Source organism: Melioribacteraceae bacterium 4301-Me (assembly GCA_041538185.1).
Taxonomy (GTDB): domain Bacteria; phylum Bacteroidota; class Ignavibacteria; order Ignavibacteriales; family Melioribacteraceae; genus Pyranulibacter; species Pyranulibacter aquaticus.
This window is the reverse complement of record JBGORM010000006.1, coordinates 187362-211944: the sequence shown is the minus strand read 5'-3', so window position 1 is coordinate 211944 and position 24583 is coordinate 187362. Positions and strand designations below refer to the sequence as shown.

General features: G+C 32.5%; 21 protein-coding genes. 17 read left to right on the top strand and 4 right to left on the bottom strand.

The features are described from left to right. Nucleotides 1-108 precede the first annotated feature (108 nt). Complete coding sequence (locus ABRY23_11430; GenBank protein ID MFA3783663.1) at nucleotides 109-549, top strand: tol-pal system YbgF family protein; 441 nt, start codon at nucleotides 109-111, stop codon at nucleotides 547-549. An 11-nt stretch (nucleotides 550-560) separates the two neighbouring features. Next, nucleotides 561-1679 (top strand): C-GCAxxG-C-C family (seleno)protein, encoded by a 1119-nt coding sequence (locus ABRY23_11425; GenBank protein ID MFA3783662.1) that lies wholly within the window; start codon nucleotides 561-563, stop codon nucleotides 1677-1679. 226 nt (nucleotides 1680-1905) lie between these two features. Here the strand turns inward: ABRY23_11425 and trmB are convergent, their stop codons facing one another. Next, complete coding sequence (trmB, locus tag ABRY23_11420; protein ID MFA3783661.1) at nucleotides 1906-2550, bottom strand: tRNA (guanosine(46)-N7)-methyltransferase TrmB; 645 nt, start codon at nucleotides 2548-2550, stop codon at nucleotides 1906-1908. A 200-nt stretch (nucleotides 2551-2750) separates the two neighbouring features. On the opposite strand from trmB, the gene ABRY23_11415 reads away from it, so the two are divergent. The 15 genes from ABRY23_11415 to ABRY23_11345 all read left to right on the top strand — a co-directional run bounded on the left by ABRY23_11415 (nucleotide 2751) and on the right by ABRY23_11345 (nucleotide 20413). Next, nucleotides 2751-3599 (top strand): CPBP family intramembrane glutamic endopeptidase, encoded by an 849-nt coding sequence (locus tag ABRY23_11415; GenBank protein ID MFA3783660.1) that lies wholly within the window; start codon nucleotides 2751-2753, stop codon nucleotides 3597-3599. Beyond that, on the top strand, nucleotides 3589-4887 hold the full coding sequence (locus tag ABRY23_11410) for a diaminopimelate decarboxylase (protein ID MFA3783659.1): 1299 nt from the start codon (nucleotides 3589-3591) through the stop codon (nucleotides 4885-4887). Before ABRY23_11415 ends, ABRY23_11410 begins: the two co-directional genes overlap by 11 nt. 335 nt (nucleotides 4888-5222) lie before the next feature. Continuing rightward, nucleotides 5223-5528: a DUF134 domain-containing protein gene (locus ABRY23_11405; GenBank protein ID MFA3783658.1), complete on the top strand. Its 306-nt coding sequence runs from the start codon at nucleotides 5223-5225 to the stop codon at nucleotides 5526-5528. 3 nt (nucleotides 5529-5531) lie between these two features. Continuing rightward, nucleotides 5532-5945 (top strand): NifB/NifX family molybdenum-iron cluster-binding protein, encoded by a 414-nt coding sequence (locus tag ABRY23_11400; protein ID MFA3783657.1) that lies wholly within the window; start codon nucleotides 5532-5534, stop codon nucleotides 5943-5945. Nucleotides 5946-6035: 90 nt separating this feature from the next. After that, entirely contained in the window at nucleotides 6036-6875 is an 840-nt protein-coding gene (locus ABRY23_11395) for a DUF6544 family protein (GenBank protein ID MFA3783656.1), read from the top strand. Nucleotides 6876-8057: 1182 nt separating this feature from the next. Further along, entirely contained in the window at nucleotides 8058-8423 is a 366-nt protein-coding gene (locus ABRY23_11390; GenBank protein ID MFA3783655.1) for a DMT family protein, read from the top strand. Nucleotides 8424-8595: 172 nt separating this feature from the next. Continuing rightward, nucleotides 8596-10635, top strand: a complete 2040-nt coding sequence (locus ABRY23_11385; GenBank protein MFA3783654.1) for a M13 family metallopeptidase — start codon at nucleotides 8596-8598, stop codon at nucleotides 10633-10635. A 148-nt stretch (nucleotides 10636-10783) separates the two neighbouring features. Beyond that, nucleotides 10784-11977: a glycosyltransferase gene (locus ABRY23_11380; GenBank protein MFA3783653.1), complete on the top strand. Its 1194-nt coding sequence runs from the start codon at nucleotides 10784-10786 to the stop codon at nucleotides 11975-11977. A gap of 13 nt (nucleotides 11978-11990) precedes the next feature. After that, the gene (locus tag ABRY23_11375; GenBank protein ID MFA3783652.1) at nucleotides 11991-14513 is read left to right on the top strand and encodes a YfhO family protein; all 2523 of its coding nucleotides are present in this window, start codon (nucleotides 11991-11993) and stop codon (nucleotides 14511-14513) included. Nucleotides 14514-14519: 6 nt separating this feature from the next. Continuing rightward, a complete protein-coding gene (locus ABRY23_11370; GenBank protein ID MFA3783651.1) occupies nucleotides 14520-16025 on the top strand; it encodes a lipopolysaccharide biosynthesis protein in 1506 nt (501 codons plus the stop codon). A gap of 77 nt (nucleotides 16026-16102) precedes the next feature. Continuing rightward, nucleotides 16103-17401: a glycosyl transferase family 1 gene (locus tag ABRY23_11365; GenBank protein MFA3783650.1), complete on the top strand. Its 1299-nt coding sequence runs from the start codon at nucleotides 16103-16105 to the stop codon at nucleotides 17399-17401. A gap of 85 nt (nucleotides 17402-17486) precedes the next feature. After that, the gene (locus tag ABRY23_11360) at nucleotides 17487-18116 is read left to right on the top strand and encodes a class I SAM-dependent methyltransferase (protein ID MFA3783649.1); all 630 of its coding nucleotides are present in this window, start codon (nucleotides 17487-17489) and stop codon (nucleotides 18114-18116) included. Between the two features lie 3 nt (nucleotides 18117-18119). Continuing rightward, nucleotides 18120-18746 carry an HAD-IB family phosphatase gene (locus ABRY23_11355; protein MFA3783648.1) on the top strand — a complete coding sequence of 209 codons (627 nt, stop codon included), beginning with the start codon at nucleotides 18120-18122 and terminating at the stop codon, nucleotides 18744-18746. After that, entirely contained in the window at nucleotides 18736-19386 is a 651-nt protein-coding gene (locus ABRY23_11350; protein MFA3783647.1) for an NTP transferase domain-containing protein, read from the top strand. Before ABRY23_11355 ends, ABRY23_11350 begins: the two co-directional genes overlap by 11 nt. Continuing rightward, entirely contained in the window at nucleotides 19373-20413 is a 1041-nt protein-coding gene (locus ABRY23_11345) for a phosphorylcholine transferase LicD (GenBank protein ID MFA3783646.1), read from the top strand. The genes ABRY23_11350 and ABRY23_11345 overlap by 14 nt, the downstream gene beginning before the upstream one ends. A 58-nt stretch (nucleotides 20414-20471) precedes the next feature. Here ABRY23_11345 and prfA read toward each other — a convergent pair whose 3' ends face one another. From prfA to miaA, 3 genes are all read right to left on the bottom strand, one after another. Further along, nucleotides 20472-21542 (bottom strand): peptide chain release factor 1, encoded by a 1071-nt coding sequence (prfA, locus tag ABRY23_11340; protein ID MFA3783645.1) that lies wholly within the window; start codon nucleotides 21540-21542, stop codon nucleotides 20472-20474. Nucleotides 21543-21788: 246 nt separating this feature from the next. Continuing rightward, nucleotides 21789-23123 (bottom strand): hypothetical protein, encoded by a 1335-nt coding sequence (locus tag ABRY23_11335; protein ID MFA3783644.1) that lies wholly within the window; start codon nucleotides 23121-23123, stop codon nucleotides 21789-21791. A gap of 551 nt (nucleotides 23124-23674) precedes the next feature. Continuing rightward, nucleotides 23675-24580 carry a tRNA (adenosine(37)-N6)-dimethylallyltransferase MiaA gene (gene miaA / locus ABRY23_11330; GenBank protein MFA3783643.1) on the bottom strand — a complete coding sequence of 302 codons (906 nt, stop codon included), beginning with the start codon at nucleotides 24578-24580 and terminating at the stop codon, nucleotides 23675-23677. Nucleotides 24581-24583: the final 3 nt, after the last annotated feature.

Here is a 24583-nt window from a genome sequence, read left to right as displayed (position 1 = left end):
CATCGTATCTGTTTTTTAGCAAAAAATCCTTTTTGAAGAAAAAACCAAGATAATTAGTTAAAAAGTTTAACAAAAAAATGGCAGGGAAATTGTACTTGTAAAAATACTATGAGCGAGATGTTAGGAAATTACCATTTTCTAATTCGGAATTATTCTTCAGCAATTAGAGAATTTGAAAAAATAGTTAATAATTCTGCTGCGAAAAAAACACAAAAGAAACTAATAATATGCTATACACAAACGGGTCAGTTGGATAAGGCGTTGGACCTTTTTTACAAACTTATTAGAGAGGATATAAGATTAATAACCAATACTAATCCAGAAAAAGAAGATTGCCCTTGTCCAGAATTAACTAAAAAATTAGAAGAAGAATTTTTAGAGAAAAAAGACAGCTATGAAACCAACGTTGAACTAGGAATACTATGGCTTTATTGTGATAAAGGAAAATCCTTAGAATATTTTCAAAATGCTGAGAAAATTAATTCATCTGACGAAAGAATATCTTCCATTATTCAAATACTAAAACAAACGAATAAAAATCACAATTAAGGAGTTAAATTATGCCACGTGAAATTACAAGGAAAGAATTTTTAACGAGTACATCAAAGTATGCGGTAGGGGCCGTTGCGGGAGTTGTAGGATTAAATGCTCTTGCTGGCGGAAAGATTTTAGCCAATACTAAAACGACATGGCCATTACCGTATACCCAATTGGATCCTGAGGTTGTACGGTTAAAGGCGCATCACCTTTATTGGAATGACAAAGACTGTGCCTCCGGTGTATTTGGAGCCTTTACAGAAGCATTATCTGAATTACTGCCCGACCCATGGGCAAATATTCCAATGGAAGTAATGCTTTTTGGGCGCGGCGGAGGAAACGGCTGGGGTACTCTTTGCGGTGCTGTTAATGGTGCCGCTGCAATTATAAGTTTAGTCACTTCTAAAGCAGATTCCGGGGCACTAATAAATGAAGTGTGGGGTTATTATACTTCTTCAAACTTTCCAAGTGATGCTGCAAATCAAGCTGCTCTTGATGGTAAGTACGAAGACAAAAAGTATAACGATGCATTACCTCAAAGTGTAAGTGGCAGTGTATTATGCCACGCTTCTGTAACTCAATGGTGTATTACCGCTAACAAAAAAGTAAGTGATGTTGAAAGAAAAGAAAGATGTGCTCGTTTGGCAGGTGACGTTGCTGCAAAAACAGCTGAAGTGTTAAATGCCTTTTTCGCTCATACATTTCAATCTACTTTTGTAACCGATCCCGCTGTAGCACAGTGTATGACTTGTCATGGGCCATCAGGGTTCAACAATGTAATGAGTCAAATGAATTGCAAACAATGTCACGGTGACCCGCATAATGTGAATAGTGTTGTTATGAGTGATAAAAATGTACCAAACGATTTTCAGTTGTCGCAAAATTATCCAAATCCATTTAATCCATCCACCAAATTACAAGTAGCTGTTGCCCGAGCAGAAAAAGTATCTTTAATTATCTATGATATTATGGGCAGAGAAGTGAAAAGATTAATTGATTATGAGGTAATGCAGCCAGGCAAATATACGGTAGACTGGGATGGTACTGATGGTCTTGGCAATAGAGTTGCAAGCGGCATTTACTTTGCAAGAATGACAGCCGGAGAATTCCAGCAAACTAAAAAAATGAACCTTGTTAAATAAAATGTTGTTTTTGCCGGTCTATATTTAAGGCCGGCATATTATATTTTACCCAAAATAATTCATTAAAATGAATTTCGATACACCCCGACTTCTCGGGGCTATCGGAGTTAACCCCGACAATCTGTGGATGTTTTATGCAAATGCGCCACTTCGTGGATGGATTCCCATTTTTCTAATCTGCCAGCGCAGACTGGCCTGCCAGCGCAGGCTGGTGAGAAATTTGGGTTTAATCAAAACTAAAACATATATACTTTATAATCCTTCCTTCTTTTAAATAATGCTTTTCATACTTAGTTTTGATTAAAGCAAAAAAATCATGCTGAGTTTCAGAATACAAATTTTCCGACTTGGCAATTATATTTAGGTTTTTAGATTGAATGTTTTTTAAGGCGAATTGGTAAAGTTCCTCATTATCTGTCTTGAAATATACCCTGCCTCCTTTTTCTAAGAGCAGCTTGTAAACCTCTAAAAAATCCAATGAAACCAATCTTCGCGGTGCACTTTTTCTTCTTAGATGAGGATCGGGAAAAGGAATAAAAATTTCAGAGAATTTTATGTTCTTGAAAAGTTCAGGAAGCCATTCGGCACGGGATATTAAAAATACAGCATTGCTCAACTTCAAATCTAAAGAAGCTTTTGCCCCGGCCCAAATCCGAGCGCCTTTGATGTCAATCCCAATAAAATTTTTTTTGGGAAATTCTTTTGCAAGATTAATCGTGTAATCTCCATGCCCACAACCTATTTCCAAAGAAATAGGATTGCTGTTTTTAAAATAACGAAGAATTTCTTTTTCTACTTCAAATTGTTTCCCATCAAACACATTAGGAAATGTTCTCACTTCGGCTAATTTTTTATGCTTTGTCCTTCCCATAGATGCTTTTAATATCTTACACAAAAATAAAAAACTTGTTTCTATTTAAGATTCATTCTCAAATTCATATCTTTGGTAAAGTTTAATTCTATTGATAAACTATAAAAAAAATACTGTAAAAATAAGAATCGTAATTGTCTTAAAATCTTTTTAAAGGAAAAGCACACTGCTTTAGTGATAATAAAAAAATATTTTTAAGTATGAAAAAGTTTATCTTATCTAAACCTGTCTTTTCTTTTTTTATTCTATCAGTTAGTTGGAGCTGGCTATTTTTTTATTTATTAACTCTGCTGAAAATTAAATCGTCACACTACATATCATTAAGCGGCGAAAAATCAATCATATTTTATTTGTTCTTTCTTGCAGCTGCAATTGGCCCTACTTTAGCCGCATTAATATTATCAAAAATTCTTGAAGGAAAAATTTCAAATTTACTTAATGGACTAACAAAACGTACAACAAAAAGAATTTGGTACACTATTGTTTTCATTCCATTACTGTGCGTCTTATTTACTAGATTATTTTTTAGTTTGTTTGATTCACCACCACCGATAAATTGGTTTGGGTGGAGTTCAGTTTTGTTTTTCAGTTTTATTAGTGGATTTGTACAGGAGCTAGGCTGGCGAGGTTTTGCACATAGAAAATTTTTAGAAAAATCTTCCCCGCTAATTACTGGAATAGTGGTTGGATTTATGTGGGGCATTTGGAGTTTTGCCTATTTATATTGGACAGCCGGAGATTTCTTCGGGAAGTTATTCGGTGTTTATTTCATTGCGTCTACTTTCATTCCACTTTTATCTTATTCTGTTATTATTTCATGGATCTATAATTACACTAAAGGAAGCCTCTTACTTATTATCCTTTTCCACTCAAGTATTTTTTTCTTTCAAAATGTTTTTATTACTAATGGAAAAGATGCAAACGAGTTGGTAAAAATTTCTTTTATTTATTCTATGATTACATTTGTTCTTGCAGCAATTATTTCTTTAGGTGTAAAAACAATGTGGTTAAAAAATACAGCTAATTCAAAAAGTTTTTATGAAGAGTAAAATAGACATTAAAGAAATATCAGAAACTTTTAAGAAAGCTCTCGACAATACGGAGCATAATAGTTTAATAAAAGAAGAAGATACATCAATAATTTTTTACGATTACACTTTTTTAAAAAAACGACTTGAAGAAATTAGAAGCTCATTCCCACAAAACACATTAAACACTGTTGCAATTAAAGCAAATCCACTGGTAAGAATTCTAAAATTTTTTAGAGAAGAAAAATTTGGCCTTGAAGCGGCTTCCCTCCCAGAATTATATTTAGCTGAAAAAAGCGGAGTACATCCTTCAAAAATTGTTTTTGATTCACCGGCTAAAACCGAAAAAGAACTTGAATATGCACTTAAATTAGGCGTAAGAATAAATGCAGATTCGTTTTCTGAGCTTGAAAGAATTGATAAACTGCTGAAAAAAATAAAATCAAAAAGCCAAATAGGAATAAGAATAAACCCGCAGGTTGGCTCAGGTAAAATTAAAATTACTAGTACAGCTGATGAATATTCCAAATTTGGAATTCCAATAAAAAATTTTAAGGATGAATTAAAAAATTCCTTTACTGAATTTCCTTGGCTTACCGGTGTTCATTTGCATATTGGCTCACAAGGAATTTCTTTGAGAATGCTTTTGAACGGGATTGGTGTGGTTTATGAATTTGTAGAAGAGACAAATAATTTTTTGCAGAGTAAGAAAGTTCCAAACAGAATAAAAAATTTCGATATAGGCGGGGGACTACCAGTTCAATACAAAAAAAATGATGTTGAAATCAGCGTCTCGGAATACGCAAAAGAAATAAAGAAAAATTTTCCAGCTTTGTTTTCAAAAAAATATAAACTAATAACAGAATTCGGAAGATGGATAAATGCAAATGCAGGCTGGACAGCTTGCAAAGTTGAGTACGTAAAAAAACAAGGCGGGATAAACACTGCAGTAATTCACGCTGGAGCTGATTTGTTTTTGAGACGCGTCTATAATCCTAACGAATGGCATCATGATATTTCTGTTCTTGATTGTAACGGTGAAGTTAAAAAAGGTAGAAAGAAAAGATACGTTATTGCCGGTCCGTTATGTTTTTCCGGAGATGTAATTTCAACAAATATTCTGCTGCCGGAAATCAAACCAGGCGACTTTGTAATTATTCACGATACTGGTGCGTATACACTTAGTATGTGGTCGAGCTACAACAGTAGACAAATGCCTAAGGTTATTGCTTACTGCGAAAACGGTGAAAAATTTATGGTGATTAAAAAAAGATTAACTCTGAAAAATATCTTGGATTTTTGGTCCTAAACCCTTCTTTAAAAGATTTTAAAACAGGAACTGTCCAGAGATTACCTGATTCCTAAAAACAACGCAATAAAATTTTTTAACAGTCCGCCTAAACAGAAACATTAATCATTAATAAAAATGTATTTAATAGAAATTTTGCAACTCATCCAGTTTTCATTTTTTAGATTAGTTACTCTAAAGAATATGCTAAAGTCGGTTCGCTGAATCCATATGCATTGTAAGTCGGAACGCTGTTCCGACTAAGCATCAGTCGGTTCGGCGAACCGACCTACATTCTTGACAACTAAAAAAAATAATCTTAATTTTGTTATGAGCATATGCTCATAACTGTTTTTATGGCAAGGCCCAAAAAATGCAGACATATAAGATGCAGCCCAGCTGCTAATTATTTTAAGCCGCGCGGAATTCCAATGTTCGAGCTTGAGGAAATTGTTCTGGAAGCTGATGAACTGGAAGCGCTAAGACTGGCAGATTTAAATGGCCTGTCGCACGAGGAAGCTGCAGAAAAGATGAAAATTTCGCGGGCAACTTTTGGCAGAATACTTGAAAGCGCTAGAAGGAAAACTGCGGATGGAATCTTAAATGGGAAAGCTATAAGAATAGAAAACACAATTCAAAATTATATAAAAACAGTGAGGTGAAAAATGTTGAATCCAATATCTTCAGGAAAAATAGCCGTAGCAACAAACGATAATATTCATGTTACAGGTCATGTGGGCAGATGCAAAGCATTTATTGTTTTTGAAATCAATGGGAACGAAATTGTAAAAAAAGAAATCCGCGAAAATACTTTTACGCATCATTCAGTCGGAAGACATGACCACCACGAGCATCATCATGGTGAAGGACATCATCATAATCACCAGAGTTTAATCGATGCTTTAAGTGATTGTTCACACTTGATATTTCGTTCGGCTGGCTGGGGATTAATTGAAAATTTGAGGGAAAGCAATATCACGCCCATTTGTACAAACGAAAGAGATGCTGAAATAGCTGTTAAAAAATTAATGAAAGGCGAACTTGAAATAATTGAAGATGCTGCTTGTGCACATCATTAATTTTGTAATTATTTTAGATAATAAGTATTTAACTAACTACTTTGTAAAGCCGCTAATTCGCCAATTAGCGGCTGTTTAATAATTATTTATATGAAAAAAATAGTAATCATAATTATAACTGCTCCTATCGTCTTCTTTATTGTTTTTGCCTTTGCTGCATCGTTCCTTACAAACCGCTATATCGAACAGAAAATAAAAACTATTAAACTGGAATCGGAAAGCAACGACTCTGGCGTTTTTACTTACGATAGAATTCAAAACTTACCAGAGAATGTCAAAAATTATTTCCAATATGCAATAAAAGAAGGCGCAAAAATTCCAAAATCTCTTTTAATTGAACAAAAAGCATTGTTTAAAACTGACGAAAGTTCTCCATACAAAAATCTGTATGCCGAACAGTTATTCAATACTCAAAAACCAGAATTTATATGGAATGCTAGTATTAACCTAATGCCTTTAATTTGGGTGAAAGGGATTGATTCATACATCAACGGCAAAGGAAATATGCTCATCAAGTTTCTATCCAGCGTTACTATTACAGATGCTAAAGGGAAAGAAATTGATCAGGGTGCGCTTTTAAGATATGTGCTTGAGTCGGCATGGTTCCCAACTTTTTTGGCTTTGAATAAAAATGCTAATTGGAAAGAATTAAGCGACAGCACCGCCGAGCTAAGTTTAATTGAAAATGGAATCTTGATGAACATCATTTTTTATTTTAACAAAGAGCATCAAATAATAAAATCAAAAACTGAAAGATACCGCACTACAAATTCTGGCTATGTCCTAACCCCATACACTGGTTATTATAGCAATTATAAATTGATTGACAACTTTATGGTTCCTACTCATGTTGAGGTTGAATGGAACCTGCCAACTAAAAATCTTCTTTACGGCAAATTTGATATTACAAAAGTTAAATACAGTTATTAACTCAAATTATGCAATAAAATGTGAGATTCTCTTGTTTCTAATGTATATACTGGTGAGATAACATTAACAACTAAATTTAGTTTGGTCTGTTGCCTACTGTAAGCAGAGTTGTTTTCAATAAGCTAATAAGGTCTGGTTTCTTTTTTATTTGTTTAGGTTACTAAGGTAGTAAAGAAAAGAATAAGGTATTATGAGAATGCATCCACGATGAGAATTCACCACATTGTGGAGTGGTGGATGACCACACTTCGTGGTAAGTGAACCTTAGTCATAGAAAGTAATAATGAGGAAGCAATGAACCTTAGTAACAAGCGAGAGATCAGAGTGAATCAACCTTATTAGCTTATTGTTGACAGTTAATCTAAAAACTAACAGCGTAGAAAGAGCAAGAATGAAGTAAAGAGGAAAATTTGTAAATAAACAAAGGTAAATAAAGATAGAATATAGAATGTAAATAAGTCACAAGTAAAGGTGAATATATAATTTTCTAATGCATAGGTTGGGATTATCTGTCATTCTCACTAAAGTTTAAGTCTACACTCAAATCAAAGGTACCTGTAATTACGCATTGAATTTTTCAGAAGTTTCAAAGAATTAACTATTATTGGTTTTATGGCTTACTTACTGTAAGCAGAGTTGTTTTTTCAATAAGCTAATAAGGTCTGGTTTCTTTTTTATTTGTTTAGGTTACTAAGGTAGTAAAGAAAAGAATAAGGTATTATGAGAATGCATCCACGATGAAAATTCACCACTTATCTGTAAGTGAACCTTAGTCATAGAAAGTAATAATGAGGAAGCAATGAACCTTAGTAACAAGCGAGATATCAGAGTGAATCAACCTTATTAGCTTATTGTTGACAGTTAATCTAAGAGATACTAACAGCAAAGATAATCAAAGTAGAAAGAGCAAGAATGAAGTAAAGAGGATAATTTATAAATAAAAGAAATTTTGCAAAAAAAGTAGTCAATTTGGCTCTAAAACAAATCGGTAAAAGGAACAAACTTAGAACAAGAATAATCTTTCGAATCAGCCTGGTGCATAAAATTTTTTTGGACTGATATAATTTTTTCAAATATTTTTGCAGAAGTATTTTTTGGAGTACTACTTTGTTTTTCTTAACATAATCAATTCATTTAACCACTAACGTTTATTGTTTTACGCCTCATTCGAAAGGAAAATTTATGATTAAGTTTATTACAGGCTTGCCTGTTATTGTTAGAACATCGTTATTACTCATATTATCAAACATGTTCATGACTTTTGCATGGTACGGCCATTTAAGAAATTTAGCAGATAAAAAATGGTATGTTGCAGCAGTTATCAGCTGGTCAATTGCTCTTTTTGAATATATGTTACAAGTACCCGCCAACAGAATAGGCTATTCTGAACTATCGTTATCGCAGCTAAAAATTTTACAGGAAGTTATTACACTTTCTGTTTTTATACCTTTTGCTGCAATTTACATGCGTCAACCTTTAAAACTTGACTATCTATGGGCAGCACTTTGTTTGGTAGGCGCTGTCTATTTTATTTTTAGGTCAGCTTAAACACAAGCTCACCTAAATTTTCCCAAAATATTATTATCATAAATTTGATAAATTTAGTATGGATTAAATGTTCATTACCAAAAAATCACTTTTATTAAAGTGCTTAAGAACATTTAATCATAAAAATACGTCTAATTTATGTTTATTTTTTCATCAGATAGTGGAGGTCAACATGCCAAACAAATTTAAACTTTTCATCCCCCTGGCTTCTTTTATTGTTCTTTTGTTTTTAGGTTTTATAATCTACCAAAACCCAAGTTCAGGCTTAGATACAAATAATCTTGACACATCAGTAAAACCTCAAGTCAATTTTTATGAATATGCAGTAGGCAATTGGTTAAAAAATAATCCCATCCCGCCTGAATACAGTCGTTGGGGCACTTTTGAAATGTTAGCAGAAAAAAACTATGAGGTACTAAAAAAAATACTTGAAAGTGCCGCTTCAAATAAAAATGCTGCACAAGGAACACCTGAACAAATGATAGGCGATTTCTATGCAACTGGAATGGATACTAATTCAATTGAAAAAATGGGAATTGAGCCTATCAGTCCCTACCTCCTTGAAATTAATGCATTGAATGATAAAATGGGCATGGTCAAATTAATTGCAAAACTTCATCAATTGGGCACGGGAGGATTTTTCAATTTCTTCGCAGGTATTGATTCTAAAAACAGTTCTATGAACATTGCGCAAATTAGACAAGGCGGAGTTAATCTGCCCGATGTGGAATATTACACAAAGGATGATGACCACTCAAAGGAAATAAGAGAAAAATACTTAACACACATTGAAAATATGTTCAAACTAATTGGCATTAATGAAGCTCGAGCTAAAGAATATGCAAATATCGTTATGAAATTAGAAACACGACTTGCAAAAGCTTCTAATACGCGTTTACAAAACAGAGATCCAGAAAAAACTTACAATAAAATGGATGTAAGAGATTTAAAATATCTTGCCGATGGTTTCGATTGGGACCTTTATTTTGATGTGCTTGGTGTAAAAAACATTGGAAATGTTATTGTTGGTCAGCCTAAATACCTCGAAGAGTTGAGCAAAATGATAAAAGAAGTTCCGCTTAACGAATGGAAAATTTACCTCAAATGGAATGTTATTCACGATGCAGCTCCTTATTTAAGCAAGCCGTTTGAAGATGAAAACTTCGAATTTTACGGCAAATTTTTGAACGGACAAAAAGAACAACAGCCAAGATGGAAAAGAGTATTATTCGCAGCTAACCGTGCTATGGGAATGCTTTTAGGAAAGCTTTACGTTAGTGAAGTTTTTCCACCTGAAGCTAAAGCAAGAGCAAAAGCTATAGTTGATAATCTTCTCAAGGCAATGGGTGAAAGAATCAAAAACGTTGATTGGATGAGCCAAACCACAAAAGATGCTGCATTGAAAAAATTAAGTACCTTTGGCGTTAAAATTGGTTATCCAGATAGATGGAAAGATTATTCGGGACTAATCATAAAACGCGATTCTTATTTTAACAACATAATGCGCTCTAACGAATGGGCAAGTCAAGATAACCTGAAAAAAATTAATCAACCCGTCGACAGAACTGAATGGGGAATGACCCCTCAAACTGTAAATGCATATTACAGTCCACAAAGAAATGAGATTGTCTTCCCAGCAGCAATTCTTCAACCGCCATTTTTCGACCCAAATGCCGACGATGCAGTTAATTATGGTGCAATGGGTGCTGTTATAGGTCACGAAATAACTCACGGGTTTGACGACCAAGGAAGACAATTTGATGCAGACGGAAATTTAAGAGATTGGTGGACCAAAGAAGATAACGACAAATTCAAAGCACGCGCGCAAAAACTAATAGATGAATACAACAGCTTTGCAGCAATAGACACATTCCATATTAACGGTGCTTTAACACTTGGCGAAAATATTGCTGATCTCGGCGGTCTTACAGTTTCATTCACTGCATTTAAGAACACTGAACAATATAAAAAAGGTGAAAAAATCGACGGCTTTACTCCGGCTCAAAGATTTTTCCTATCTTGGGCACAAGTATGGAGAAACAACATAAGAGATAATGCACTTAAACTTAGACTTAAAACCGATGTCCATTCACCTGGTTACTTTAGAGTAAATGGACCTCTTATGAACATTCCAGAATTTTTTGAAGCTTTTGATGTTAAACCAGGCGACCCTATGAGAAATCCCGACGACAAAATTGTCAAGATTTGGTAGAAATTGCACTTAAAGCAATTCACAATAAGAGGGGGCTGACTAATGAGAATTCAGCCCCCTATCTGCTTAATAAAAAAACACCCTTACTGAATTCTCTATATTAACCTGCCTTTTCAAAAAGAAAATTTAAGTCCCATAGTGCCATTAAATGACAGAATATTTACTAAATTTGGCAACAAAGAAATTGCCAATAATAACTTTTGCTCTTTATACAAAGCTAATGAAAATAAAAATTATATCTTCAGCCTATCCTTTGAGAGGGGGAATATCTCATTTTACGGGATTGCTATTTAAGGAATTAAAAAAAAATCATGACTTAGAAGTAATTACATTTAAACGTCAATACCCTAAATTGTTTTTCCCTGGCAAATCGCAGACAGAGGCCGAAAATGAAATTGAAAAGATAGATACCAAAATATTAGTCGATTCAATTAATCCATTGAACTGGCTTATGCTCGGAAACAAAATTAAAAAAGAAAAACCAGATCTTATTATTTTCAAATACTGGATGCCTTTTTTTGCACCTTGTTTTGGAACAATTTCAAGAATTGCTAAAAAAAACAAAACCACAAAAGTGCTGGTAATTTGCGACAATATTATACCTCACGAAAAAAAAGTTGGCGATATTGCCTTAACAAGATATTTCTTTTCTGTTGTAGACTATTTTATTTTAATGTCAGAAACTGTTAAAAGGGATTTGATAAAGATTAAAAAAGATGCAAAGTATAAGCTTTTATTTCACCCAATTTATTCTAACTTTGGAGAGTTAATAGATAAGCAAGCAGCAAAAGAAAAATTAGGGATAAAATCTGAAAAAAATATTTTATTCTTTGGCTTTATAAGAAAATATAAGGGATTAGATATTCTTTTGAAAGCGGTTGCCTTGCTAAAAGATAAAATTGATTTGAATCTAATAGTGGCTGGTGAATTCTACGAGGATGAAAACAAATATCTTTCTTTAATAAAGCAATTAGATATTGAAAAGAAAGTAACGCTTCATAATGATTTTATCCCGACAGCAGATGTGAAATATTACTTTTCAGCTGCAGACGTTGTTGTTCTTCCCTACAAAGATGCAACTCAAAGTGGTATAGTTCAGATTGCAAATAATTTCAATAAACCAGTAATTGCAACTAAAGTCGGCGGTTTAACAGAAATGATAGAAGACGGCAAAACAGGATTTCTTATTGAAAAGGAAAATCCGGAACAATTAGCTGATACAATAATTAGGTTTTATGAAGAGAATAAGGAGTTCGAGTTTACCCAAAACATAAAAGCTGAGGTTGAAAAATACTCCTGGCAAAAATTTACCGCCGAAATGATGGAGATATTAAAAAATTAAATGGAGACCATAAATGGCAAAAAAAATTAAAAAAAGCGAAGCGAAGAAAAGTGATTCGTTCTTTGCCAACTTCGATATTGAAAAAATAATCCCATCTAAATACCAAATTCCATTAGGTATTGCGGTTATCTTAATTGTATTTCTCATTTTCTTTTCTCCAATTTTTTTTGGTGGACAAACATTTCAATCTGGAGACATTATAACAATCAAAAGCATGTCAACATACATCCATAAAGATAGAGAAGGGTTTTCATTGTGGAATCCATATTTATTTTGCGGAATGCCAGCTTATGCAATTTCTACTGAATTGAGATGGTGGGATTTTATTGGCGCAATTTATTCTTACGGCAAATATTTATTCTCAGCAATTTTCTCTCTTGAATATTCCGCCAGTGTATTCAATCTCATTTTAATTGCTTTAACAAGCTTCATATTTATGCGTTCGCAAAAGGCTTCACTGCTTCTTTCATTATTAGTTGGATTTGCAACATCATTCAGCACAGGTATTCTCCTTTTTCTTTTTATTGGTCACGTAACAAAAATGATTAGCCTTGCAGCCTTCCCTTTAATTTTGATGATGCTGTTAAAATTCAATGAAAAAATTCGTTTCTTAGATTTTTTGCTTATGGTCATATTCCTACATTTTCTTGTATTTGGCGCACATGTCCAGATTATTTATTACGTGTTTATGAGTATAGGAATTTTTTATTTGTTCTATTTTATAAGAAGTATTGTTAAAAAAGAAAACCAATTAATAAAACAGCTTATTAAATCTGTTGGACTATTTGTAGCCGCAACTTTAATTGCAATGCTGCTTTCATTTGATAGTTATGCTCAATTGTGGGAATACAGTAAATATTCAACGCGTGGAACTAAAAGTCTAATTGAAGAACAGCAAAAATCAACCGATAAAGGTAGTTCAGATTTTTACGAATATGCAACCAATTGGTCTTTCTCGCCTGAAGAAATGATGACCTTTATAGTGCCATCGTTCTACGGTTCCGGAAGAATGACATACAAAGGCGAACTTTCAAATAATCAGCCCGTTGAAATAAACACTTACTTTGGTCAGATGCCTTTTGTTGATGTTCCAATGTATATGGGAATTGTAATTTTTTTCCTTGCCTTGTTCGCTATAATAACAAAATGGAAGAACCCTTTTATACAGTATCTTACTTTAATAAGTATACTGTACATAATTATTTCGTTTGGAAAAAATTTCCCGGTTCTTTTTAATCTGTTGTTCTACTATTTTCCTTTTTTTGACAAGTTTAGAGTCCCTTCGATGATACTTGCCATTGTACAAATGGTCTTTCCAATACTTGCAGGATACGGCATAATGAGCTTGATTGAAATGAGAAAGACAAAGGACTTTTCTAAAGAAAAACTTTTAAAAAATACTGCTCTCGTTTTTGGGGTGCTTTTTGTTTTATCAATTTTATTTCAGTCTGCTATATCTGACTGGTATATTCAACATATTCAAGCAGCAGGAGAAAAAGGTCAACGGCTTCAACAAATTTTTGGATTTTTAGCCGATACATTTACAGGCGATTTAATAATAGGATTAGCCCTAATAACATTAACATTTACAATTGCTTTTGTTTATTTAAGAAACAAACTAAGTACAGATTCTCTTGTTTTGTTCCTTCTGATTTTTGTTCTTTTCGACCTTTTAAGAATTGGCTGCCGCGGGGCAGAGTACGTTAATAAAACAAGCTTCGACCAAATATTTACGGAACCAGATTACATAAAAGCAATTAAAGAACAGAATGATAAAGAGCCTTATAGGATTTTGAATCTAAAAAAAGAAGGACTTGGTAATTTATCGCAAAATTCTAATTTCAATGTTTATTTTCTTGAGCAGGATTTCTACGGTTATTCCGCAGTTAAACCGCGCACTTATCAGGATTTTATGGATATTGTTGGACCCGCAAATCCTACACTTTGGCGAATGTTAAATGTGAAATATCTTGTGTTCGATAACAAAGTAAATATCCCCGGTTTCGAGCTGATATCTTCTTCTCAGCAAACTTTTGTTTATAAAAATACTGATGTACTGCCCCGCGCCTATTTTGTAGACTCTGTTTCTTCTAAACCTATGTTAGAAATTTTAAATATGGTAAAAAATAATTCGTTTGACCCTAAACGAGTTGCCTTCCTCGAAGATGTTACACTTAAAATAGATGAACCAGATTCTTCTGCTTTTGTAAAAATTACTCATTACGGAGAATCACGAATCGAACTTCAGGCAAAAGCCTCGGGTAACAATTTTCTGTTCTTAGGCGATACTTACTATCCCAAAGGCTGGAAAGCATTTATTGATGGAGCGGAAACTACAATCTATAAAACAAATCACGGCTTTAGAGGGATTGTTGTTCCTAAAGGTGAACATAAAATTATATTTATTTATGAACCAAAAAGTTTTTATATAGGAAAATATTTGTCATTAATCTTAAGCGTTTTAATACTAATTGTAATAGTGGGTATAATCTTTTTCGATAACAAAGCAAAAAAGCAAGCTTCTAATGGGCAATAAAGTTTAATGTATCAGAAAATTAAAAGCTTTCTAAAACACACTGCTGTTTACAGTATACCTGGAATTGCATATAAAGGAATTGGAGTAATTACTCTTCCTCTTTATTTGAATGTTCTTTCTGCTTCCGATTTTGGTGTATATGGAATACTGGAGGTAACTATTGTTATTCTTGTTGAAGTTTTCTCATTTGGGCAGGCTAATTCCATTCTTGTTTTAAACAACTCACAAGAATACAAAGGGAAAGAAAAATCAGTTTTCTTCACTATCCTTGCTTACGTTTTTGTAGTAAACTTAATACTATATTTAATTTTATTTATCTTTTTTAACAAGTTATTTTCTGTTTTAGACCCGGATAATATTTTTCGTCCTTATGCACATCTCGTAATTGCAATTATTTTTTTAAGAGTAATTAACAACGTTATACTAAACAAGTTACGTGCAGATGAAAGATCTGTATTTTACTCTGTAATCAATTTAACCAAAATAATCCTAACCCTTCTGTTAGCAGTTTTATTTGTTGGGTTTATGCACCTTGGTGTATTTGGGATATTCTATGCATACTTAGCTGCAGAAATTGTTGCGTTTGTTATTCCACTACCTGATGTGTTAAAAAATATCGAACTTAAATTTGACAGACAAATTTTAATTCAATCCATAAATTTTGGAATTCCTTTGATATTCGGAGCGATTGGCGTTCAGTTGCTTAATGTAAGCGACCGTTATATTTTAAATTATTTTACAGATACAAAAACTGTGGGTATTTACGACCTTGGTTACCGTATTGCAGGCATTGTTAACATGTTTTTAATTTTGCCATTTAATTTAACATTATTACCTGCTGCTGCAAAAATGTATGGTCAGGAAGGTGATTCCCGTTATTTCAAAAAACTTATGACTTACCTTTGTTATGTTGTAATATGGAGTGGTTTAGCAATCTCAATATTCAGCAAAGAAATAATTAGAGTTATATCTTCAAATGCAGACTTTTGGATTGCATATCAAATTGTGCCAATAATTACTTTATCGTATGTATTTAGTGCAACAAGAAATTACGCATCACTTGGGATGTACTTAACAAAAAACACAAAATATATTGCAGTTACTACCATGCTCTCAGCTTTTTTAAACATAGGTTTGAATTTTATCTTCATACCAAAATATGGAATGATTGCTGCTGCTTACAGCACATTAGTTGCTTTCGGTATTTTTCATTTTGCCACAAAAATTATATCGGATAAATATTATAAAATTGAATACGAGAACGGGAAACTTATAACACTTTTTACGATTGCAATATTTATTTATTTTATTTCGTCATTGATTGAAACTGACATTCTCATTTTATCCGTAATCATTAAACTTATGCTTATCATATTATTCCCGTTTTTATTATACTTTTTTAACTTTTATGAAAAAATTGAATTGGATACCCTTAGCAACATGCTTAAAAAAGGAAAGAGGATAAGTCTAAGTATTATTATAGAAAGTCTACTATCGAGAAGGCAGAGGTGATTTGGAAGATTCTTTAGCAGCACTGAAAGGACAGTATATTATGGGTATGTTCACTAAAGCGAAATAACTAGAATAAGATGAAAAAAGTTTTAATTATAACATACTATTGGCCGCCAGCTGGGGGTATCGGTGTGCATCGTTGTTTAAAGTTTGCGAAGTATCTCAGAGAATTTGGCTGGGAGCCAATTATATGCACAGCGGAAAATCCAGAATACCCTGTATTGGATGAATCAAATTTTAAAGATGTGCCTGCAGGAATTATAGTATTAAAAACTAGAATTTGGGAGCCATATAATTTATTTAAATTTATTACGGGCAAAAAAAAAGAAGAACGAATCCATAATGTTTTTTTAGAAGAAGAAAAACACACTATTGCACATAAAGTTGGAATATGGATACGGGGAAATATATTTATTCCTGATGCGAGAAAGTTTTGGATAAAACCTACAGCTAAATTCCTAATTAATTACTTAAAAGAAAATCATGTAGATGTTTTATTTACAAATGGGCCACCTCATACAAATCATATGATTGCCTATAAAATAAAAAGGAAATTAAATATTCCCTGGCATGCTGATTTTCAAGATCCGTGGACACAAGTAGATTATTTTCCACAACTGATGTTAAATCCAATATCAAGAAAAATCCACGAAGCTATGGAGCAACGGGTTTTTAAATATGCAGATAAAATTACAATTTGCAGCGAAACATGGAAAAAAGATCTTGAGTCAATAGGTGCAAAAGATGTAGGAATTATTGTATGGGGATATGATGAAGATGACTTTAAAAATATTCATGTTGAACTTTCACCCAAATTTACTTTGAGTCATTATGGAAGTTTGGGGCCCGACCGCAATGCAAGAACTCTGTGGAAAGCATGTTCAATTATTGCAAAGGAGAATAAACAATTTGCCAATGACCTTGAGATTGAACTTGCAGGGTTCATTGGTCATGCTATTCTTAATGAGATTGAATCATTTGGATTAAAGAATAATCTTACTTTATTTGAACATCTTTCAAGGAAAGAAACTTTGTTACGCATGCATCGTTCACAAGTATTGCTGCTTATTCTTAATAATATGCCAAACGTTAATGGAAGGTTGCCCGGAAAATTATTTGAATATCTTGCCTCGAGGCGACCCATTCTTGTAATAGGTCCCGAAGAAAGCGATGCTTCAAAAATTGTTCATACTGTTAATGCTGGGTACACATGTAACTTTAATGACCTCGAAAAGACAATTATTACTATAAAAAACTTATATGAAAAATATAAGCGCGGGCTACTTCTTCCAAACAAATCGGATATTTCGCAATATTCAAATAGAAGTTTAACAAAAAAGCTATCTGAATTTCTAAATCATATTGTTTCTAAATAATTAACCGAAAGAGATAATTCAAAGTAATAAAATAAATTTATATCTTTGTGTAATAATCATATTATTAATTAAAACACCAATTAAAATGAGTAAAAGTGAAGATTATTGGAAAAACCTTTCAAAAAAAATAAAAGACCCAAAAGAGACAAAAAATAAAAGACCCGATACTTCTGACTTAGAGGTCGAGTTTATATCTAAATATATTAATCCGAACACCGAATTATTAGACTTAGGAAGTGGCACAGGTTTAATTATCAATAAGTTAGTCGACAAAGTCAAGCATATTACAGCAGTCGAAAAATTTGAGGGATTTTCTAAATTTATTATAGATCACCCTAATATGCTTGTAATAAATGCTGACCTAATCGGATTTAAAATAAGAAAGCTTTTTGATGTGGTCCTATGCTTAGGCGTTGCACAATGTTTTCCAAAGGAAGAAATGAAAGGCATATACCAAAACATTTATTCTATGCTCAGACAAAACGGCCATTTAGTAATACGTACACACTGTGGTTTGCATGAAGATGTAATAGTAGATGGTTTTTCTCAAGAATTAGGGACTGAATATTTTGCTGAATATAGACAAGTGGATAAAGAAAAAGCTCTTTTGGAAGAAATAGGCTTTTTAGATATTCAAATATTTGACATTTTTCCTGATACAACTAATGTATGGGAAAATACAAGGCATTTTATGTTTGTCTGTAAAAAACCATAAGATATGAAAATAGCCTTTTGTTTTGATTTAGACGGAACACTTACCAGAGAAGAGATTTTACCTCAGATAGCCAAAGCAGTAGGATTATATGAGGAAATTGACTTGCTTACCAAAATTACAATGGATGGCTTAATTACATTCGATAAATCTTTTAAGCTAAGAGTAAAACTCCTTTCCACAGTGCCCATATCAGAAGTAAAACAAATAATAAGCAAGATTACTGTAGATAAATATTTACAAAACTTTGTGAAAAATAATAAAGACTGCTGTTATATTGTTACAGGTAACTTAGATGTTTGGATTGAAGACTTTATAAAAGAAAAGTTTGGCTGTGGGTATTTTACATCAAAAGCATCATATGACCATGATAATTTATCCGGAATATCCCATATATTAAATAAATCAGATGCGGTAAAAACATTAAAGAAAAGATTCGACATTGTAATTTCTATTGGTGATGGAATGAATGATTGTTCAATGTTCGAAATTTCTGATAAATCCTTAGCATTCGGCGGAGTTCACGAGCCTGTTTCCTCGTTAATTAAAATATCTGATTACGTTTGCTATGATTCTAAGTCTCTAGCAAATCTATTATCATCATTTAAAGAACATTACACAAATGAAAATTAAAAATGCAGTTATTTGTGCTGCCGGAATTGGCAGTAGATTAGGCTTAGATATGCCAAAATGTTTAGTAAAAATTGGCAACCATAAATTAATCTACTATTTGTTAAAGGTATTAGAAGATGTACCTAATATTCGCATTGTAGTAGGATTTAAGGAAGAAGAAGTAATAGAATACGTCCGCTCTATACGTAATGATGTAATCTTTGTTCGTAATCCCGATTATCGTACAACTACTAATTCCTATAGCCTATATTTGGGCTCATATGACCTATCAGAACCTTTTATTAATATTGATGGTGATATGTACATCGACAAAAAAAATTATAACCTTTTTCTTAATCAAATTATTCAAGGAGAAAATTTAATAGGAATTACAAAAGCATATACAGAAGAACCTGTCTTCGTCCAGCTTAATAAAGAAGGCAAAGTGATAAAATTTAGCAGAGAGAAAATTTCAGAATATGAATGGACTGGCATCGCATATTTTAACAAGATAAGAATAAGTAAAGAAGGGCATTACGTTTACCAAGAATTAGAAAAATTCTTACCTATTCAGGCATGTGAAATAGAATGCTATGAGATAGACACACCCCAAGACCTCGATTACGTATCAAACAAAATAGACCTTCATGAGAATCAATAAAATAGAAGATAAATCCGAGGCACTTCGTTTAGCTCAAAAAGAATGTTTAAACCTGCTCTTATTGGTAGACAAGCTATGCAAAGAAAACAAGCTGAATTACTGGATAGATGGGGGTACGTTGTTAGGAGCTGTAAGGCATAATGGCTTTATTCCATGGGATGATGACATAGATATATGCCTTCCCAAAAATGATTATGATAAATTGATTTTTCTCCTTAATAATTATTCTAATAAAAGTGATAAATACTTGCTTTATTTCCATGACGAAAAATTTTTAACCTGGCATGATTGTTTCGGAACATCCTCGCTCTTAGTCGATTACATTTTCCCTGTTAAAATAGATTTGATACCAGTAAAATTTATAAAAAACACAGAAGAAGCCATTGCAATTGACAAAAGCTTAACTAATGTGGCTAGCATTTTCGTCAGAGGAAAAGCAAAAAAAGAAAATGATATACTCGATATTCATCGAGAGTTTTTAACAAAATTTAAAAATCCAATCAAAGCTAAGGAATATTTTTTTAATTATTATAACAGTTATATGAATGAAAGCACTTCGAATTATGATGTGAACAATTGTCTAATTAATTACAGCTTTAATGATACCTTAGTTGATTACGAAAGAGAATATTATAAATTAGAAGATATATATCCCCTTGCCAAAATTAATTTTGAAGGATATAACTTCAGTTGTCCGAAAAATGTAGGAAATTATCTTACTGTTCTTTTCGGCAGCAATTACCTTCAACCCCCTCCTCCAGAAAAAAGAATTACTCACTTTAGCATTTTATTGAAAAACTATCTACCTAAAAAAGATATAAAAGATTTGCTAAAAAAAGTGCATTATTATGGCTTTATCAATCTTGCAATTAATAGAAAAAGATGGCAAAAGATTTTAATTCATATAAGTTCTTTCCTTTTATTGTTTATGTCACTTGTTACCAAATTCAATCCTACTCTTCTGACTAATTTCATTCTCTACAGCTATAAAAGATTTAAAAAGCAATGGGTAAATCAAAGTAATTAATTGCAAAAGACCCCATACATTACTAAAGTCATTTTGTGGCTATAGTATTGGTAAGTCATCATACAGCATTAAGCTTCTCTGTTCTATCTGCAATTTTCAATTTCTCAATTAGTTCGAACAAATCGCCTTCCATAATGCTGTCAAGGTTATAAAGTGTGAGTCCAATTCTATGGTCGGTAACTCTATTTTGAGGAAAATTGTAAGTACGAATTTTATCGCTTCTATCTCCTTTTCGTACCATTGATTTTCTTTGAGCTGCTATCTCATTGATTTGTTCGCTCATTTTCATATCGTACAAACGCGCTTTAAGTACCTTCATTGCCTTTTGCCTATTCTTTAATTGAGAACGCTCATCCTGACACTGAACTACAATTCCAGTTGGAATGTGAGTAATACGTATAGCAGTTTCAACTTTATTTACATTTTGGCCACCTGCTCCACCGCTTCTGTAAACATCAATCCGTAAATCGTTAGGGTCCAAATCAATTTCAATATCTTCTACTTCAGGTAAAACTACAACCGAAGCCGCTGATGTGTGAATTCTCCCGCTCGCTTCAGTTGCCGGAACCCTTTGCACCCTATGAACACCGCTTTCAAATTTCATGTCACCATAAACACCATTGCCAGATAAATTAAAAATTACTTCTTTCAATCCACCGAGTCCCGTTTCGTTCAAGTCAATTAGCTCTTTCTTCCAACCCTTAAGTTCTGCAAAGCGGGAGTACATTCTATAAAGATCAGCTGCAAATAGCCCGGCTTCTTCACCCCCTGTGCCGGCTCTAATCTCCACAATGACATTTTTATCATCATCGGGATCTTTCGGTATTAATAATAACTTGATTTTCTCTTCCAGTTCAATCTTCTTTTCTTTTAACTCTTTTATTTCTGCTTCTGCTACCTCAACTAATTCCATGTCGTCTGCAGTATCAATGATTTCCTGATTTCCTTCAATATTGTTTATTATTTTACTGTATTCATCGTATGCATTTACAATATCTAAAAGCTCACTTCTTTCCTTGCTTAAAGAGATAACTTTTGATTGGTCTGACAAAATTTCCGGGTTAGAAAGTTGCACGGTTATCTTGTCAAATTTTTCTTTTACGCCTTTTAACTTTTCTAAAAAATCCATCATTACCTCAAAATTGGGGTGTAAATATAGTAAAGTTAGCCTACAGATTGTAGGGTCGAGGTTACCTCAGCCCTACATAAAATATACAAAAGTTCTTTTCTAAAAAAATCTCGCTCCTAAGGAGCTAAAATTCCGTAGGAATGTAATATTTGTAGAATAAATTAAAAAAAATAAATAAAGTCCCTTTAGGGACGAAATAGGCTATATTTGGCTTTGTGTTCTTATCGGGTTTGAGGTAACATAACATTACGTTAATTCACGTAGTTTGCTTAAATATTTCAATTGAATTTCTATTGGCGGTATTACCTCGTTAGCTCTTCTAAAGCAATTGATGCCATATTTGTTCAGAATTATATCTAATGCGTCAAACATATTAATTGAAGGGAATGATGTATCTCTTAAAAAGTGAATCAATTTAAGTGTTTTAAAAGCATCAAACCATAATTTCTTTTGATTTTGTATTTGTCTCTCACTTTTTGAATTTTTTAATATTTTATTCCATGTTATATCAAATGAATTTTGAATTAAAAAATCGTGCAAAGCATTATTAATTCTTTTCGCTTTTTGCAAGTAATTATCAGCGTTGTAAATTGTATTAGAATGAAATTCACTTATCCATTCTTTAAGAATAAAAAATGTTTGCGGGTCATACAGTATATACTCGTTCTTGTTATTTGAAAGAAATCTTCCAATTCTTTGTCCAGTACCAAAAGGAACACGCCAGGAAGAGCGCGCTGACGGATAAACTTTAGTTGCAGAAATTTCTTCTACTGTTGTAATCTTTGCAAGCTTTTCCAAAAAGTAAAAATCTTCTCCAGCTTTATTTTTGCTCATGCCCCCGACTTTAATATAACTTTCAGCATCGCAAATAATTGTAGAACCAATAGAATGATAAGCATAAGGCGAGTTAGCATATTTTAGTCCTAAGACATAATATCGCAAAAAAATTTCGTAGTTAATCGCCGCTTTGGCTAGCTGTTCATCATCAGGAAGCGGATGTTCAAATTTAACATAAGCACAATGGCTAGGACATTTATTAAAATACTCCACAATCTCGGTCAAATAATTCGGCTCTACGGTACAATCTGCATCTAAAGAAATAATTAATTTTTTATTAGATGAATGATAATCAAAATATTGAAGAGCCAAATCCATACCTATTTTTCTCGCAAATCCAACCCCTCCTTCTTTTGTCGGCATTGTTTTTTTATGACTTGTAGCATCGACAACTCCAATGTTCAAGCCAAGTGAATTTAACTTCATCAGCAATTTATCATCATCAAAGTTTTTTTGGACAAATTTTCTTAGATAATCTAAGGTATCCAAATTCTCTTCCAAAATTTTATTTGAAGAGTTAGACAAAGCATTAACAACAAACATTACTAATGTTGAATTAAAATATTTGTTATCACAGTTAGCCAATGAGCCTAAAAGCAATTTGATATTTTCTTTTTCTTGTATGGCTGGCACAACAATAATATTATCGTACAATTTTTCTGGGCTGGTTTCAAGCCGCCAAATGGGATTTAAACTTTTTTGCAGATATTCTTTTACATATTCTGGAAATTTATTTTTGATCATATAACAATTTAACCCCATCTATGCATTTGCATTTCTTTATTTACTAACTTTCTATTTTACCTTATTCTTACTTTTCCGGCTTTTACAATCTTACTGTCAAAATTTAAGGTAGATATCATTTTGAACAATAAGCTAATAAGGTCAATCTGCACTCTGTGCTGTCCAACATGTTACTAAGGTTCACTACTTTCTCTTATAATGTTCACCTGCTATTTATTTATTTCTGAGAGTGCCCTTTTATGTTAATTTATTTTTTCCTACCACGAAATGTGGTCATCCACCACTCCACAATGTGGTGAATTCTCAAAAAACCTTATTCTTTTTCTTTACAGCTTTAGTAACATAAACAAAAGAGAAAACAAACCTTATTGGCTTATTGATAAAACAGTAGAAAAAATAAAAACTTGTCCCGACGTTTCTAATCGGGGATAAAACAAGTTAAATTTATCATTAAAGTACTACATGCATAAAAAACAAAGGAATTTGATTTCCATTTTTTCTTTTATATGGGGAATCATCTTTTTTGAATGCTATTGCATAATTATTGTTTATCAAGAATAATTTTCTTCTATAATTTTTTTTGCAAGTTCAAAATTGGGACCTTCAATCCAGTGAATTTTTATTCCTTCTCTTTCCATTTTTCTGAACCAAGTCATTTGTCTTTTTGCAAAGTTATGTATAGCACTATTAAGTTTTTGGAACATATCATTATAATTTAATTCTCCTTTAAGATATTGTGCTATATACCTGTACTCAAGTCCAAAAAAAATTAATTTGTCGTAAGAAATTCCATTAGCCAATAAATTTTTTACTTCTTCAACCATGCCGCTGTTAAGTCTATGTTTTAGTCTCTCTGTTATTCTTTCTTTTAGTTTTTCTCTATCGAGTTTAACTCCTATTGTGAGGGAGTTAATTTTCTTTTTAACACTTTTTTCAGTTTTATTTTTGTTTTGAGCAATTATAATTGCTTTAATTACCCTGTCTTTTATTTTAAGGTCTGTTGTATTATGCAGGTTTGGGTTTAGCATTTTAAGTTTGGAAGTAAGCTCTTCAATGCTAAGTTTGCTTAATTCATCATATTGTGCGTTTTCCATATTAACTTTTTCAAGAAGATATCCTTTGAGAATAGAATGGAGATATAAGCCAGTTCCTCCAGTTAAAAATGGAATTTTTTTCTTTGAAGTAATTTTATGATAAGCATCGTAAAACATTTGATTAAATAAAAACAAGTTGAATTCCTCAGTAGGTTCAATTACATCAATTAAATGATATGGAATTTTTTCCCCCTCCATTATGTAATCTGACAAATCTTTACCCGTGCCAATATCCATACTTTTATAGACTTGTCTCGAATCGGCTGAGATAATTTCACCATTAAAATGATAAGCAAGTTTTACAGCGAGGCGGGTTTTACCAACTGCAGTTGGACCCAAAATTGTAATTAAATTATAATTCATTCA

What these genes read in the sequence shown, in the direction of transcription:
- ABRY23_11430 (MFA3783663.1), top strand. Translation starts at nt 109, where the DNA reads ATGAGCGAGATGTTAGGAAATTACCATTTTCTAATTCGGAATTATTCT.
- ABRY23_11425 (MFA3783662.1), top strand. Translation starts at nt 561, where the DNA reads ATGCCACGTGAAATTACAAGGAAAGAATTTTTAACGAGTACATCAAAG.
- trmB (MFA3783661.1), bottom strand. Translation starts at nt 2,550, where the DNA reads ATGGGAAGGACAAAGCATAAAAAATTAGCCGAAGTGAGAACATTTCCT.
- ABRY23_11415 (MFA3783660.1), top strand. Translation starts at nt 2,751, where the DNA reads ATGAAAAAGTTTATCTTATCTAAACCTGTCTTTTCTTTTTTTATTCTA.
- ABRY23_11410 (MFA3783659.1), top strand. Translation starts at nt 3,589, where the DNA reads ATGAAGAGTAAAATAGACATTAAAGAAATATCAGAAACTTTTAAGAAA.
- ABRY23_11405 (MFA3783658.1), top strand. Translation starts at nt 5,223, where the DNA reads ATGGCAAGGCCCAAAAAATGCAGACATATAAGATGCAGCCCAGCTGCT.
- ABRY23_11400 (MFA3783657.1), top strand. Translation starts at nt 5,532, where the DNA reads ATGTTGAATCCAATATCTTCAGGAAAAATAGCCGTAGCAACAAACGAT.
- ABRY23_11395 (MFA3783656.1), top strand. Translation starts at nt 6,036, where the DNA reads ATGAAAAAAATAGTAATCATAATTATAACTGCTCCTATCGTCTTCTTT.
- ABRY23_11390 (MFA3783655.1), top strand. Translation starts at nt 8,058, where the DNA reads ATGATTAAGTTTATTACAGGCTTGCCTGTTATTGTTAGAACATCGTTA.
- ABRY23_11385 (MFA3783654.1), top strand. Translation starts at nt 8,596, where the DNA reads ATGCCAAACAAATTTAAACTTTTCATCCCCCTGGCTTCTTTTATTGTT.
- ABRY23_11380 (MFA3783653.1), top strand. Translation starts at nt 10,784, where the DNA reads ATGACAGAATATTTACTAAATTTGGCAACAAAGAAATTGCCAATAATA.
- ABRY23_11375 (MFA3783652.1), top strand. Translation starts at nt 11,991, where the DNA reads ATGGCAAAAAAAATTAAAAAAAGCGAAGCGAAGAAAAGTGATTCGTTC.
- ABRY23_11370 (MFA3783651.1), top strand. Translation starts at nt 14,520, where the DNA reads ATGTATCAGAAAATTAAAAGCTTTCTAAAACACACTGCTGTTTACAGT.
- ABRY23_11365 (MFA3783650.1), top strand. Translation starts at nt 16,103, where the DNA reads ATGAAAAAAGTTTTAATTATAACATACTATTGGCCGCCAGCTGGGGGT.
- ABRY23_11360 (MFA3783649.1), top strand. Translation starts at nt 17,487, where the DNA reads ATGAGTAAAAGTGAAGATTATTGGAAAAACCTTTCAAAAAAAATAAAA.
- ABRY23_11355 (MFA3783648.1), top strand. Translation starts at nt 18,120, where the DNA reads ATGAAAATAGCCTTTTGTTTTGATTTAGACGGAACACTTACCAGAGAA.
- ABRY23_11350 (MFA3783647.1), top strand. Translation starts at nt 18,736, where the DNA reads ATGAAAATTAAAAATGCAGTTATTTGTGCTGCCGGAATTGGCAGTAGA.
- ABRY23_11345 (MFA3783646.1), top strand. Translation starts at nt 19,373, where the DNA reads ATGAGAATCAATAAAATAGAAGATAAATCCGAGGCACTTCGTTTAGCT.
- prfA (MFA3783645.1), bottom strand. Translation starts at nt 21,542, where the DNA reads ATGGATTTTTTAGAAAAGTTAAAAGGCGTAAAAGAAAAATTTGACAAG.
- ABRY23_11335 (MFA3783644.1), bottom strand. Translation starts at nt 23,123, where the DNA reads ATGATCAAAAATAAATTTCCAGAATATGTAAAAGAATATCTGCAAAAA.
- miaA (MFA3783643.1), bottom strand. Translation starts at nt 24,580, where the DNA reads ATGAATTATAATTTAATTACAATTTTGGGTCCAACTGCAGTTGGTAAA.